General features: G+C 65.7%; 11 protein-coding genes. 7 read left to right on the forward strand and 4 right to left on the reverse strand.

What is annotated here, in order from left to right; translation table 11 throughout:
• Positions 1 to 100: 100 nt before the first annotated feature.
• Positions 101 to 355: a helix-turn-helix domain-containing protein gene (locus ACWIGI_RS03215; RefSeq protein ID WP_454200706.1), complete on the forward strand. Its 255-nt coding sequence runs from the start codon at positions 101 to 103 to the stop codon at positions 353 to 355.
• A gap of 1477 nt (positions 356 to 1832) precedes the next feature.
• On the opposite strand, the gene ACWIGI_RS03220 is transcribed toward ACWIGI_RS03215, so the two are convergent.
• Together ACWIGI_RS03220 and ACWIGI_RS03225 are read right to left on the reverse strand one after the other, a co-directional pair.
• Positions 1833 to 2366: an SUKH-4 family immunity protein gene (locus ACWIGI_RS03220; protein ID WP_454200707.1), complete on the reverse strand. Its 534-nt coding sequence runs from the start codon at positions 2364 to 2366 to the stop codon at positions 1833 to 1835.
• Between the two features lie 80 nt (positions 2367 to 2446).
• A complete protein-coding gene (locus ACWIGI_RS03225) occupies positions 2447 to 3628 on the reverse strand; it encodes a SpoIID/LytB domain-containing protein (RefSeq protein WP_454200708.1) in 1182 nt (393 codons plus the stop codon).
• 216 nt (positions 3629 to 3844) lie between these two features.
• Between ACWIGI_RS03225 and ACWIGI_RS03230 the strand changes: the two genes are divergently transcribed.
• On the forward strand, positions 3845 to 6247 hold the full coding sequence (locus ACWIGI_RS03230) for an N-acetylmuramoyl-L-alanine amidase (RefSeq protein ID WP_454200709.1): 2403 nt from the start codon (positions 3845 to 3847) through the stop codon (positions 6245 to 6247).
• A gap of 797 nt (positions 6248 to 7044) precedes the next feature.
• Here the strand turns inward: ACWIGI_RS03230 and ACWIGI_RS03235 are convergent.
• Positions 7045 to 8544, reverse strand: coding sequence for a DUF222 domain-containing protein (locus ACWIGI_RS03235; protein ID WP_454200710.1), 1500 nt, complete (start codon positions 8542 to 8544; stop codon positions 7045 to 7047).
• A gap of 285 nt (positions 8545 to 8829) precedes the next feature.
• Positions 8830 to 9888, reverse strand: a complete 1059-nt coding sequence (locus ACWIGI_RS03240) for a hypothetical protein (RefSeq protein ID WP_454200711.1) — start codon at positions 9886 to 9888, stop codon at positions 8830 to 8832.
• 77 nt (positions 9889 to 9965) lie between these two features.
• Here ACWIGI_RS03240 and ACWIGI_RS03245 point away from each other — a divergent pair, with 77 nt between their 5' ends.
• From ACWIGI_RS03245 to ACWIGI_RS03265, 5 genes are all read left to right on the forward strand, one after another.
• Positions 9966 to 10964 (forward strand): YdcF family protein, encoded by a 999-nt coding sequence (locus ACWIGI_RS03245; protein ID WP_454200712.1) that lies wholly within the window; start codon positions 9966 to 9968, stop codon positions 10962 to 10964.
• A 225-nt stretch (positions 10965 to 11189) separates the two neighbouring features.
• The gene (locus ACWIGI_RS03250; RefSeq protein ID WP_454200713.1) at positions 11190 to 12386 is read left to right on the forward strand and encodes a helix-turn-helix domain-containing protein; all 1197 of its coding nucleotides are present in this window, start codon (positions 11190 to 11192) and stop codon (positions 12384 to 12386) included.
• A gap of 207 nt (positions 12387 to 12593) precedes the next feature.
• On the forward strand, positions 12594 to 12752 hold the full coding sequence (locus tag ACWIGI_RS03255) for a hypothetical protein (RefSeq protein ID WP_454200714.1): 159 nt from the start codon (positions 12594 to 12596) through the stop codon (positions 12750 to 12752).
• Complete coding sequence (locus ACWIGI_RS03260; RefSeq protein WP_454200715.1) at positions 12746 to 13090, forward strand: hypothetical protein; 345 nt, start codon at positions 12746 to 12748, stop codon at positions 13088 to 13090. Before ACWIGI_RS03255 ends, ACWIGI_RS03260 begins: the two co-directional genes overlap by 7 nt.
• A gap of 312 nt (positions 13091 to 13402) precedes the next feature.
• Positions 13403 to 14944, forward strand: a complete 1542-nt coding sequence (locus ACWIGI_RS03265) for an arylsulfatase (protein WP_454200716.1) — start codon at positions 13403 to 13405, stop codon at positions 14942 to 14944.
• Positions 14945 to 14947: the final 3 nt, after the last annotated feature.

Below are 14947 nucleotides of genomic sequence, written 5' to 3' on the forward strand. Positions count from 1 at the left end.
GTACGGACCTGTCGCTGTGAACTTCCAGACACTTAGGTTTAAGCCTTGAGTTTCCGGGTGGTGTTTGCAACTACGCCGTTCGGACCTCAGAATGGTCCGTATGGAATTGCGGGACCTCGACGACCTCAACCGCGCCGTCGGTGACGAGCTCCGTGCCGCGCGGGCCCGCCGCGGGCTCACGCGCCCTCAGCTCGCGGCGACCTCGGGAGTTGCGGTGAGTACGATTCAACGTTTCGAGAACGGTGAACGCTCGCCGGATCTCACACAGCTGTATCAGCTATGCAGTGCACTCGACGTCTCTCCGCAGGAGATCGTCGCCAGATCCGTTCAGAAGGTCGACGGTTCCGGGAAGTAGGTCGAGGACGTTCCGACCCAGCACATCTGCCACCAAGCACAGATCCGCGACGGTGGGTCGCCCCTGGGCGACTCGCTCGGACAATTCGACACCCAATCGACCGGCGACTACCGACATCTCTTCATGATCTACAACCTGGCTGAACCACGCCACCAAAGACGCTGCATGCACGGCTTGAAACCCCTATGACTCGATCCGTCGACACGGACACCCGACTTCCGGCCCGATTGGAGCCGAAAGAAACCGCCGACGAGTCGATACCGGCTCCCTCCAGCCGAACTCCCCACATCGGACAGCAGCACAAATCCGCCACCCGGGCCCCCGGACAATCAAGGCGGCACTCCCACTCTTAACTCATCTCAACCCACCGTCCGTAATGCCCTGCGACACAACGTCACCGGACAATGTTGACGAGGCGGAGTATACACATGCGTGATCGTAATTCGTCACGCGAACGAGCGCGAGGCGGGCCTCGAAATACGTTGCACCGAACCAACTCTGCAGTAACAAGCTATCGAGCGAGCGAGCACCGACAGAAGTGTCAGTTCGGAACATCATGGCTGTTCACATCGCAATTCAGCTCTGCGCCAAGGCTTCTCCACAGTCACATATGCTCTGGCATACCGATTCACTTAGGACGCAGCGACATCCGGCGATCATGGAATGCAGTATCCCGTTCACCGAGCCAATCGCCACCCCAACTCATGCGCGAATATCCATGGCAATTCCCTATTACTCGAGGTCGATTGCTATTCAGGGACACGGCGAACGATGTCGTACGCGAGTCCATTGCCGGCGCGAATGCCGATCGCAGCACACCACCCCGTGGAACAGAGGCGCCGAAGGACGACTTCGACCGCATCTTCTGCGGTTCAACTGGTTTAATCTCAAATGACCTCAGGATCCGCCCAACTGGGCTCACGGCCCCGAGCGACGACGCTATTCCGGCGCGACATGTCAATCGATCCCCGCCGGCGCGCCGATTCGCGTCCACCCACCCGAGGGCGACGCTCCCCCGGTCAACTCGATCTCCGGATCCCGAGGTTGTCTACGACTCCGAAACCAGAGGCCCGTAGTCCTCTTCGAGAAACGACAGATGTTCGGCCGCATCGGGATTGAGGGATGGCCTCGCAATCCTGGACAGGGCACCGAGTTCGGCGCGCCCGACAAGGTCCGCGGCCCACAACTCGACGAGTGCGTTGAACTGCGCCTCGCGCACGCAATCATCGCGCTCATCAACGGCGGCCTCGGCCAGTGCCCGGCCCGCGGCGGCTCCCTGTTCCGGGCTCAGCCCGGATCCAGTCGACGACGGTTTCGCAGGCTTCGAATCGCTCGCGCGGGTCGCAATGCCGGATCTGGTGGATGGCCGATTCGAACAAGGCCGGTTCAACTGCCATGACTTCGCTTCCCGGACTGCATGTTCCGATCATCGATCTCTGCGGGATCGACGATGTCGCCGACCCGGGAATTCGATCCCTCAGACCGTCGCGCCGAGTTGGGCTAATACGACCGTCCACCACGACGCCGGATCCTTGAACGCCGCCCCGTCGATGGCACGAAGATCCTCGAGGAGCGACGTCGCTCGCTGCGCGCGGCTGTCGATCCCGGTGTCCGCGTCGATGAACCGTCCGAAGTGGTACAGGAACACGGTCAAAGACCTGAAGGTCGAGTTCACCAACTCCAGGGTGCCGCTGTCGGCGCCGAGCAGAACCACGCGGCCGTCGTTGCCTTCGAAACAGAACAGCATCGAATCGGGTTCGGCCGGGATCGCGCCGACAATCACCAGGGGCATGTATTCGTCATCCTCGACCCGGAGATTGATGCGGTCGTAGAGGTGGAAACGACCGCCCTCCAGGTACGAGGTGAAAAACAACGACATATCCGTCGGGATGAAATCCACGTCCGGATACACCTCCGGCGGGGCCGAATACTCGCTGATCCACTCCGCGCGCGGGTACTCGAAGACCTTGTCGATGCCCCAGGCGTCGATGTAGTCCTGGTGATCGATCACTGTTGTTGCCCAATCCTATTCGGTATCCGAGGCAGCGATCGTACTGCGGCACAGGGCAAGAGGCGAAAGTGTGCGGGTGACTATTCGCCGGCGTAGCCACCCGTAGCAACGTGCGGTGGGACGGCGGTCAGGGGCTCGGGAGTCGCGGGGGCGGGGACCCGGGGTTGGTTCGGGCCGAGTTCCACCTCCTGGGTTACCGGGGGGAATATCTGGTTCAGGAGGCTCGGGAGATCAAGGGGGACCGTGTATTCGGAATCGGTCGGGAGGGTGGGATCCGAATACGTCGGATCCTGGTACGTGGGGCCGTAGGCCGGATCCTGATAGGCCGGATCCTGGTACGTGGGGACCGTGGGATCGACCATCGTCGGAGCGGAGGGGAACTCGCTGATCGCGGGGCCCACGGTCAGGTTCTCGATGCTGGGGATGCCGGAATCGGGGGCGGCGGAATACTCGGCGCGCAGGATATGGCCTTCGCGCACAAGCACTTTGCCCGCCGAGACCCGAACCGCCTCGGACGTGCGGGAATCCTCGCGCTCGGTGCCGGGGTACATCTGGCAATCCGTGCTGTCGCAGGTCTGGGCGTAGGTGTAGCGATCCTCGGCCAGCGCGTAGGAGCGGGCCGCGATCGCTTGCGCGCGCAGTGCTTCCGCGCCGCCCTTGTCGGCCCAGTTGGGGACCATCTCGGAGGGGACCACGCCCATCAGATAGTCCTCGATGTCGACCTCGTTCACGGTGCGATAGGCGCCGTCCTCGAGGGCAACGCCGAGCACGCCGCGATAGGCATTGCCGCCGCACAGGCGCAGGTGTTCCTCGGCGGGGCGATCGGAGCCGTCCTCGACGGGATAGATGTACGGATCGTCGGTCGAGCCCTCCCACAGCACCTCACCGTCGCAGCCGGTGGTGATGACCACGTCGGCGCCGGTTTCGGTGGGGGTCAGGTGCGCGGCCTGGCCGGGGATGACACGGCGGCCGGCGACGTACAGGCCGGACTCGGACTCCACGTCGAGAGTGCTGTCGTCCTGCTGCTGCAGACGCACCCGAATGGGCGTGGAGGCGATGGTGTGCAGCTCGGCGCCCGGGTAGTAGTGGGCGAGAATCGCTTCGGCGGTATTGCCGTCCATGGCGCGATCGAAGGCGCCGTTCTGGCTCAGCCCGCGCCCGTGTCCGGGACTCGCGGTTACCCGGAATTCCCCGTCGGGCCAGGCCCAGAGCAGGCCGGCGGACGTGCCCGCCATGGTCGTGGCGGCGAGCGATAGGGCCAAGAGACGTCGGCGGCGACGAAGTGCGTGTAAGTGTCCGTTCGGCATGTCATACCCGTTCTCTTGTAAGCCGAAGCTACATTCGAGTTACCGCAGCTAATCCTCAACAACAGGTTCAGACTATGGGACAGTTGTGACTAGTGTGATCGTTGAGCCGTCAGGACGCAACCAAGGCATCCCGGCAAAGTTCGACGGGTTTACCTGGAATGGGAGCTACTCGTGCCATATCGCAGACCGAAAAACGCCTATGTCCTCCCGGTCGTCACCATCCTGGCCATGACCGCACCCTTCGGCATGCTCGGACTGAGCGATTCGCCGAAGATTCGGTCTGTCGACGAGAGCAATCTGGCAGCAATACCGGCGAACATGGCCGAGGTCGCGCTGGCCTCCGCGCCGGATCTGGTGCTGCCGCTGCGCGAGCTGACCGGGCTCGACCTACCGGACCTGCGCCTGTCCGACCTGCGGAACATTCCGCTGCCCGCGTCCATCAAGATTCCGGCCGGGCTGGAGCTACCGGGCGGGGTGCAGCTACCGGACGAGATCAGACTTCCGCGACTGGACAAGCCCGCCGATCCGAACGCACCCCGCTTCATCGCCGCACCCGGACCGCAGGATCCGAACGCGGCCCCACCCACCGCCGATGGCGAGCCCGGCAGCGTTCCCGCGCCGGCGACTCCCGGCGCACCGGTCGATGAAAACCTCTCTGCCCCGGGCAATCCCGCTCCCGTCGAAGCTCCGGCTCCGGACGCGGCAACCCGCCCCGCCATCCCCGGCGATCTCAGCAGGCCCGCACTCGCGCCCGGCGCGGTGCCCGGTGATCTCGTGTCCAAGGTCGGCGCGCAGGTCAAGGAACTCACCCGCGACAAGCCGTTCAGCATGGTCGCGCTCACCGCGCAGGATATGGCCGGGATGACCGCCATGATTCGCGCCCAACTGCCCGATGGCGCCTGGGGGCCGTGGTATTCGGCCGAACCGGTCGACACGCCCGGGCGGACACGGTCGGGTACCGAACCGATCTACGTCGGCAGTACCAAGGCCGTGCAGATTCTGATGACGAAGAAGAATGTCGCCGCGCCGATCGATCCGGCGAGTGCGGGATCCGAGGATGCGGCCGGTGCAGCGCCGGTTGATCCGGCCGTCGCGGACGAAGTGCCCGTCGATCCCGCAGCGCCCGTCGAGGCCGCGGCCCCCGAGGGCGAGGCGGCCCCGCTCGCGCCCGCGGAGCCCGCGCCCTTCGCCGATCACGGCGATCCCGCGCAGATCGACCTGGAGAAACTCGCCGCGATCCTCATCGATCCAGGCCGCGGCGCGGCGGACGAGAACCTCAACGAGGTGGCGGCCGCGCTGCCCGGCGGTGGGCCGAAGGTGATCACCCGTTCGCAGTGGGGCGCGGACGAGGACCTGCGCTGCGAGGAACCGACCTACGACGACGGCCTGGCCGCGATCACGGTGCACCACACCGCGGGTCGCAACGACTACAGCCGATCGGAATCGGCGGGCATCGTGCGCGCCATCTACTCGTATCACGCGAAAACGCTGGGCTGGTGCGATATCGGCTACAACGCACTGGTCGACAAGTACGGGCAGATCTTCGAAGGCCGCTTCGGCGGACTGGATCGCCCGGTCGAGGGCGCGCATTCGGGCGGATTCAATATCAACACCGCCGGTGTGGCCCTGATGGGCAATTACGAGGAGGACACCCCGAGCGAGGTGTCCATGCAGGCGATGGGCAAATTCATCGGCTGGCGCGCCAGGGTCGCCGGAATCGATCCCGAGGGCACCACCACGATGTACTCCGAGGGCAGCGATTACACGCGCTACGCACTCGGCCAGGCCGTCAAGCTGCCGACGATCTTCGCACACCGCGATGTCGGCAACACCTCGTGCCCGGGTGACGCGGTCTACGACCGGATGGATCGAATTCGCGAGATCGCGGAGAAATTCGCCGGGCCGAGCCCGCTGGCGGACCCGCCGTCCACCACCAAACCCCCCACACCCCGATCTCCCGCGGAGCAGAACGCGAACTACCAGCCCCAGCCCGCGCCGAGCGCCGAGGACGACATCGCGACGCTGGCCGAGCTCACGACCACGCTGCTCGGATTGATCGACACGAACCCGGTGGCGAAGTACTGGAACGAACAGGGTGGGCCGAACAGCGCACTGGGACAGCCGAAGTCGGCGCCGCAGCCGACCATGGACGGCGGGCAGTACGCCAGGTTCGTCAACGGCTATGTGTACTCGACGCCCAAGGGTCAGGTGTACGCGCTCCTGGGCAAAATCCTGGAGCGATTCGTGCAATTGGGCGGGGCCACGGGCATTCTGGGCCTGCCGACCAGCAACGAATACGCCGTCAAGGACGGAGTGCGCACCGACTTCCAATTCGGCTCACTGATTTTCAACAGGCTGACCGGAATCGTCACCACGATTCTGCAGCACTGGGGTGCGGTGCAGGATCCGGCGCCGTCGGTGAACCCGGGGCGGGCGAGTGAGTTGCCTGCGGTCGCGCCTATTCCCGATGCGAGTGGGCAGCAGCCTGCTGTGGCGGCGATACCGGATACATCGGGGCAGCCGGCGGTGGCGGAGATTCCTCGGGTGATGCCGGGAATACCTGCCCAGCAATAGCTTTCGAAGGGTTCGGTGGGCCGGCTGCCGTGCCCCTTACCAGAGAACCGGGGGTGCGCCCCCGGTTCTCGTCCATTGTGGGGGCGGGTTGGGTGCCTCGGCTGGGGGTGAGAGCCCTACCGCAGGAAAGACAACTAGAAAACGGAGTACCGGCGGGGGCGGGTTGGGAGCCTCGGCTGCGGTTCGGAGCCCTGCCGCAGGAAAGAAGACAGGACAACGGAATACCAGCGGAGACACGTCGGGAGACTCGGCTGCGGTTGGGTGCCCTGCCGGGGGAAGGACGCCTGGATAACGGAGTACCAGCGGGGGCAGGTTGGGTGCCTCGACTGCGGTTCCAGCCCTCCCGGGCCGATCAACGGGATCGAAGCCCTCGGATGCGTGGCCGAGTTCCGAACCGGGAACCGGGCACGGCAATTACCGCCATAGACATCACCCCATTGCGCTGAAGACGAATCCTTTTCGGTAAGTCTCGAGAAGGTTCCCACGGCCAGTCGACCCGGCTGGAAGGGGCGAACGCGCTCCCAGCCGGGGAGCCATAGGTCGGGTACGGCAGGCGAGGTAACCAGCACTGCCGCATCTGCTTTGCCCGCTCTCCCGAACCCCGCTGGAAGATGCGGGGTGGGTGCGGGATCGGGCTACGTCGGCCACGGGCGTGAACACTGATGCGTGTGGTCGCACCAGCCGCACGGTGGGAAGGCCGGGCCAGGGCTCGAGCGCACGGTTAGCCCCTTCGGCGGCGAAGGCCGAAGAGGCAGCGTCGAAAGCTGTGAGCGGGGAGCCGCGACCGGGCGAGGTGGCTAACAGCGCCATCGCGCCGGGATACCAGGCACTTGGGGGTGGTGACGGAAGTTCACGCGTGGCCTGCGAGCGGGGTCGATGTGTGGTGGTGGGATCCATCCGGTCTTGCCCGGATTCTCCGAATCCTCACCCATCACAACCGTTCCCCACCCGTTCGGACCGGTGTTCACCTGGGCGTGGCAGGCATCGCACGCGAAAGTCAGGTTCTCGATGTCCGTTTCACCACCATCGGCCCATTCTTTGATGTGGTGGACGGCCGAGCGGCTCGCTGGCGCATCGCATCCTGGGCGCGTGCACCCGCGTTCGGTGGCGGTCAGCGCCAGACGTTGCGCCGGGTTGGCCAGGCGCTGCCCACGAGACAGATGCAGGGGACGGCCGTTGCGATCGAGCACCACCAGATACGGGGTGGAATTCCTGGCCACCTGGAGGGCTTGGATGATCGACATGGTGCCGCCGGTGGCGGTGGTCGCCACGCCCGCGCGGTTCTCCAGGTCCTCGATGCTCATGGTGATGATCGTCGAGACCGGAAGTCCGCGATGCGATCCCAGTCGCGTGGGACCCATATCCGGTCGGAAGAACACCATCAGCGCATCGTGATTGCGCTGAGCAGCGGTACGGCGATCGCGTTTGGCGGCCGCACGCACCTTCGCACGAACGACAGCACGAGCACGCTCGGCTGGAGTCAACGACGGGTCGTCCACATCGACATCGTCGGCAGTGTCACCGTCGCCGAGTTCGGTATCGACCCCGAGTTCAGCGGTGGTCCACGGGCTTTCGGGATCATCGGGATTGCACATACCGGGTCGTCCGAACTTCTCGAACATCGGGATCATGACCGCACCCAACTGCGGGGTCAGCAATCCCGAAATCGGGTACATGCCATCGATCCGCTGATTCCCGACCGTGACACCCCGCACCCGCTGCCGGTCCCGGTCCTCGATCAAACGCCCATCGGGATCGACATTCGCAAGAATCCTGACCCCAAGCGTGGTCACACCCTTCGGATCACCCTGACGGGCATACGCGGTCAGGTGCTGCTCGGCACGGTCTTTGACTTCGGGACCAGCGGCGTCGGGGATCTGTTTCAGTGCGTCGTTGATCGCTTTGATGTGGTCGGCGGAGATCTCCCCGGCCCGTTGCGCCTCGGCCACATGCGGCAACACCGGCGGCCGGGTCATCGAACCCTCGGACACCTCCGACAAAAGGTCGGCGTTACGAACCCGGGCAGCGGCCTCGGCGTAGGACAACCGCAGTGTCTGTTGCAGGAACAGGATCAGGCTCTTCACACCGTTCTGGGCGGGCAATCCCTGCGCCGCGCATTCGAGTGCGAACCGCTGCTTGACCGCCTCGAACTTACGCAGGCTCGTCTCGATGTCCTGCATCGCCTCGATGACACCGTCACCGGCCAACGGGAACATCGGCGCTTCGAGCAGGAAATCCACCGCGGCAGCGAGTGCTTGCACACCCTGCGCGATTGCGGTTTCCCGTCCCGAATTCATACCCCAATTCTACCCCTCGATAGCACATATGAATAGCCCAATTCTATTGCACCGCAACACTATTCAGACAATTCGGATTTCGATCTAGATTCAATACCGCCAATTCACCGAGCGAGCCAACAGACCAATTCTCGACGGCCCCTCGGACAAAGCCGATGGACGGCAAGCAAGGCCCAACCGGTCCTCGATCGAGACCATCGCGCGCAATCACCCTCGTTCGAAATCCCGGTGCACCCACCGAACAGCTCCGCCCCGACAAAGAGCGGGACCTCCATCACCGCCCGGTCAGTCGATGGTGATCGCGAGGGCGAAATCAGCCAGCGGCAACGGACTTCCGGACGTGGACAGGACAACCGCCGACTCGCGGCTGCCGGATTCGCCGGCCTTTCCCCCACTCGCCACCGGAATGCCCAGTCCGATGTGGTGCAGGCACACGACCGTGGCCGTCGCGGCGATGCGGAAGTAGTCGGATCCGGCGGGCCAGCGGCGCTCGGCGATCTCTCCACCAAGTTGGAATCCGTCGTGTGCGGTCAGGTAATCGCGGGTCGCGTCGGTGAGATCGACGGACAGACGGATGGCGTCCCGTGACAATTCGAGGCGGGCGGCGCCGGAACCATCCGCGACCGGAGCGAACTCCACCCGCAGGGGATCCGGGCCGGGCCCCAGGGCGCGCACGGCCAAGTGCACATCGCGCAGGGCGTCGGCGAGGACGCCGCGCAGGTGGCGCGGGGTGTAGATGCTCCAGATCTCGGCCGGGCCGCGCGCGGACCGCCGCCGCTCGTGGCCGGTCCAGGTGAAGGTCATCTCGTATTCGTCGGCCGAGGTCTCGGCCAGGTCGTTCTCGTCGAGGAGAACGCGGTCGTCGGGTCCGACGAAGTCGGGATAGTGGTGCCGGGTCTTCCACAGCCAGCGGTTCCGGTCCGCTTCGGCCTCGGCGAGATGCACGCGCAGGGTCAGGGCGCCGGCCGCGCTCAGCGCCAGCTGGCGGATGGTGTCGTCGCCGGTCGCCCAGCAGGCGAACAGCTCGCCGTAGCCGCTGTACCAGGACGGTTCGCCCCAGACCGCGGTCGCCAGGCCGAGGTGGTGGCGGAAGCGCTCGGGATCGATCGTGGCGACGGGAACGGACAGCGACAGCCAGCGGCCGTCGCCTTTGTCGTACGGATCATCTTCTTCGAAAAGCCGTCCACCCGAACTCGTTTCGGGGATATCGAGCTTCTGTCCGGTCACGGTCCAGCCGAGCTCGTGGCAGGCGGCGGGCACGCGGTCACGATCACAGAACGCGGGAGCGTGCCGGGCCACCTCGTCGAGCAGGGTGATGAACCGGCGGTCGGTCATGGCGCTCACGAGCGGGACGGTATCGGGCGGCACCGACAGCGCCCGGTGTGATCGGCGCGCGGACCGCCGACCCATACGATTGCTACATGTTTGCTCTCATGATCGGCATGGTGCTGCTCGGCTGGTTCGCGCTCCGGATGTACCGGGAGCCACGCCGCATCGGCAACGGCGTGGTGCTGGTGATCGCCGCCGCTTTCTGCGTGCTGGGGCTGGTCGAGCTCGACAGCGAGAGCCCGATTTCGATCATGGTCGTGCTACTGCTGGCGGCCTCACCGCTGCTGCTGATCATCCTCGCCGGATTGCTGATGGTGAACGGGCTGCAGATGTGGCGGCGCGAAGGGCGGCGGCTCGGCAACCTGCTCTCGTTCGGCCTCGGCCTGGCGATGCTGTTCCCGTACGTACTGTTCGCCGTGGCGCTCGGTGTGGATTCACGGTGGCTGACAGGGTTTTTCGGCTCGATTCTGCTGGTCGAGTGCTATCTGGGATTCGTCCTCCTCGCGTTCCTGGCCTATTCGTGGGTGTATCTGCGGCTGCCGTATCGGCGGGGTATGAGCGCGATCGTCGTCCACGGATCCGGGCTGATCGGGGCGCGGGTGCCGCCGCTGCTGGCGGCCCGGCTGGACCGGGCGCTGGAGGTGTACGCGGCCGAGACGGCGGCGGGCCGCGCCCCGGTCCTGGTAACCAGCGGCGGGAAGGGTTCCGACGAAGCCGTCGCCGAAGCGGATGCGATGGCCGACTACGTGATCACGGCCGGCCTCCCGCCCGCCGCGGTGCTCCGCGAGGACCGTTCCGCGACGACCCGCGAAAACCTGCTCTACACGGCAGGGCTCCTCGCCGCCCGCAACGTGGTGGGCCCGGTTGTGCTGGTAACCAGCAACTTCCACGCGCTGCGCACCGGAATCCTCGCCCGCCGACTGGGTGTGGACGCGACGGTGGTCGGCGCGAAGACCGCGTTCTACTACCTGCCCAGCGCGATACTCCGCGAGTACGTCGCAATCCTGGACGAGCACCGGTGGACGAACGCGCTGATCTGCGCGGCGCTGTTCGCGCTGCCGCTGCTGACGGTGGTCGCGGTTCGGTATTGAGGCTGATCCGGCATGCTCGATGATGGCGGGCAGCGTGCTACCGGCGGCGATCTCGGCAGTAGTGGGACCCACGAACTCGAACCCGCGGCGCTTCGCTCCGGGCCCGCGCCCACGGCCCCCGGCCCTCGCCGATGTGCCCGCCGGCACTCCCGAATCCGCTGCTCTCGCCACCAGCCATCCGGGCGGCGTTCTACCGGACAACCGGTTACCCGCTGCGGCAACGCGATGCACCGGTCCCCGAGCGGACCTAGCCTGGAGTGCGTGAGTGGGGATTTGGGGGATCGCCTCCAGTCTGTGCGCAAGCGGAAAGGACTGACGCAGCGGGAGCTCGCGGAGCGGTCCGGGGTCTCGCTGTCCTTCATTCGCAAGATCGAACAGGGCGAGCGGGACGACATCCGGCTGACGAAACTGCGGCGGCTCGCTGTGGCGCTGGACTGCCCGATGTCCGCGCTGATGGGGTCGAATCCACCACCGCCGCCGGGGCGCGACGAGGAGCTGTGGCACCCGACCAGGGACGCGATCACGACACCACGCGAAGCGGAGGCGCTCGATGCCGCCGAGGAGAGCGGGCTGGCGGAGGCGCTGTTCGCGGCCGTAAAGCTGTACCACCACAACGAATACGAGCGTCTCGCACGGGTTCTGCCGGAGCTGGTCGGCGAGGGGCAGGGCGCTTCGCCGCTGCTGCGATCCCGCATCCTGCAGTTGGCCGGATCGGTGATGGTGCAAACACGTCAGCTGGACCCCGCCCGGGTGGCGCTGGAACGCTCGCTCGCCGAGGCCGAGGCGACCGGCGAGGTGCTGGACGCGGCCTCGGCGGTGATCACGCTGTGCTGGTTGCTGCTGGTGGAGCGGCGGTTCGACCAGGTTCGGACGCTGGCGACACGGTGGGCCGACCGGGTCGAGCCGCGGCTTTCGATGGCCGGCGAGCAGGAGATCTCGACGTGGGGCTGGCTGCTGTTGCGCGGGTCGGCCGCCGCGATTCGGGACAATCGCCCGGACGAAGCCGATGACATGATGCGGCTGGCGCAGGCCGGTGCGACGGTGATCCGCCGTGAATCACTTGGCTACCAACGGTATTGGACGACGTTCGGGCCCGCCACAGTGGCCATGAAGCGAGTGGAGAACGCGGTCGTGGACGAGCGGCCCGAGGAGGCATTGCGACTCGCGCTGGATGTGCCGCCCGGCCTGCGCCCCACCTCGGACAACCGGAACCGCCACCTGCTCGATGTCGCTTCCGCCCACTTCGACCTGCGCCGATACGACGACGCGTTCGGGATTCTGCACCAACTCTCGCGCGAGGCCCGGCCGTGGCTGGCCGAACAAGCCTTCGCCCGCGACATTCTCGGCCGGATGATCGCCAAACGCCGAACCCTGACCGATGACATGCGCGAACTCGCGGACCTGATCAAACTCGAATACTGAACGCCCGAATGGCTTTCCCGCCATCCGGGGTTCGCCACGCCCTTTCGGTGGCACTTTCCGGCGACGCCTCCCGAAAGTGCCATTGAGGCGCATTCACCCTGCGTACAAGCTGTTCTCACGACGCGGAGCCGAGGACGGTTGTCGATTTCCAATCCCGGCACGCGGTCGCCTTCGGATGAATTCGTAGACGAATCGGGAGGAATCGCAATGGAACTCATCTTCTTGTTCATGGCCGCGACCGTGTTCGCGGGGTTGCTCGCTCCCCTGCGTCCCTGCCACGGCGCACATCACCGGCGGCCGCTGACGGTCGCCGACATCGAGGCTCGGCTGGCGGCGGAGTTCGAGGGCGGGCGGGCCACGTGGTGAACGAGCCGGCGGCTATCGGGTTCCTGCGCAGTGACATATCGGGTGCGCAGCGGCAGTGGGATGTGGTTCGGATCCGCTGTCTGGCACGGCGTTTGGGCTACGTCCTGAGCCGGACGGTGATGTTCGGGGCCTATACCGACGGGCCCGTGCGGCGGGTCATCGAGATCGCCCGGGCGCACCAGGCCGACGCGGTCATCGTGCCGGGGCTGGCACACCTGGGCGAGCGAGTACCCCCGGACCTCGTGGCGGTGGCCGACCTGATCACCGTGGCGCCCGAGGAAACCTATGCGCGGTGGCTTGTTTCGCCCGATGCCCCGCTCGACATGGGGCGGTGGTGACAAACGGCGGCGCGCGCCGTGCGCACCGGTGTACATGTCGCCGTGAACAGACGGGCCACCGAATCGGGGTGCGCCGCCGTGCTCGGCGATGTGAGAGCGGGCGGGCGGGTCCCGCACCGGGCTTCAACACCCGGACCCGAATGTAGCAAATAGCGAGCAATCTGAAGCTAGGCTTCGAAATCTGACCGGTTCTCCCGCTCGTGCACGTACTCCGCTCGATGGAACACGGCACAGTGCGGCCCGGGAACCGTATTCGTCAGGGTTAGCAACTGGATCGTCAATGCCGGAATCTCCACCCAATGGAGGCGCGCTGTGCCGAACGGTAAACCCAACATCCTGGTCATCTGGGGCGACGACATCGGAATCACCAACCTCAGCTGCTACAGCGACGGCGTGATGGGATATCGCACGCCGAACATCGACCGGCTCGCCAAGGAGGGCATGAAGTTCACCGACTCCTACGGTGAGCAGAGCTGCACCGCCGGGCGGGCGGCGTTCATCAGTGGCCAGAGCGTGTACCGGACCGGCATGAGCAAGGTCGGAGCGCCGGGGGCGGACGTCGGGTGGTCGGCGGACGATCCGACCATCGCCGAGCTGCTCAAACCGCACGGGTACGCGACGGGACAGTTCGGGAAGAACCACTTCGGCGACCTGAACAAGTACCTGCCGACCGTGCACGGCTTCGACGAGTTCTACGGCAACCTTTACCACCTGAACGCCGAGGAGGAGCCCGAACAGTTCGACTACCCGCACAAGGACCAGTTCCCCAGGCTCTACGATCTGGCCAAACCGCGCGGCGTGCTGGACTGCAAGGCGCTCGATCACGTCTCCGACGAGCCGGACGACCCCAAGTTCGGCCCGGTCGGCAAGCAGTCCATCGTCAACACCGGCCCGCTGAACATCGAGCGGATGAAGGTGATCGACTACGACATCGCCGACCGCACGGTCGATTTCATCAAGCGTAAGCACGCGGAAGACGAGCCGTTCTTCGTGTGGTGCAACTTCACCCACATGCATCTGTACACGCACGTCGAGGACGACAAGCGCGGACAGGCCGGCCTGTGGCAGTCGGAGTACCACGACACCATGATCGAGCACGACAAGAACGTCGGCACGGTCCTGAACGTGCTCGACGAACTCGGCATCGCCGAGGACACCATCGTGATCTACTCCACCGACAACGGCCCGCACCGCAACAGCTGGCCCGACGGCGGCACCACGCCGTTCCGCAGCGAGAAGGACACCAACTGGGAGGGTGCCTTCCGCGTGCCCGAACTCATCCGCTGGCCCGGGCACATCGAAGCGGGCTCGGTGTCCAACGACATCATCCAGCACCACGACTGGCTGCCGACGTTGCTGGCCGCCGCGGGCGACACCACCACGCCGGAGGAACTGAAAGCCGGAAAGACCATCGGCGACAAGACCTATCGTGTGCACATCGACGGCTACAACCTGCTGCCGTACCTCACCGGCGAGGTGGAGGCCAGCCCGCGGCGCGGGTTCTTCTACTTCTCCGACGACGGCGATCTGATGGCCATGCGGTTCGAGAACTGGAAAGCGGTGTTCATGGAGCAGCGCTGCCAGGGCACCCTGCGGGTCTGGGCCGAGCCGTTCACGAATCTGCGGGTACCGAAGCTGTTCAACCTGCGCACCGACCCGTTCGAGTACGCGGACATCACGTCGAACACCTATTACGACTGGTTCCTGCACCACGACTATCTCATCTTCTACATGACGGCGATGTCCACGGCGTTTCTCGAGACATTCAAGGAATTCCCGCCGCGGCACGCACCGGCCAGCTTCACCATCGACCAGGCGGTGGAAAAGCTGCACGCATTCCTCGCGAAGGACTGAGCT

The sequence above is a fragment of the Nocardia sp. NPDC055321 genome (assembly GCF_053645575.1).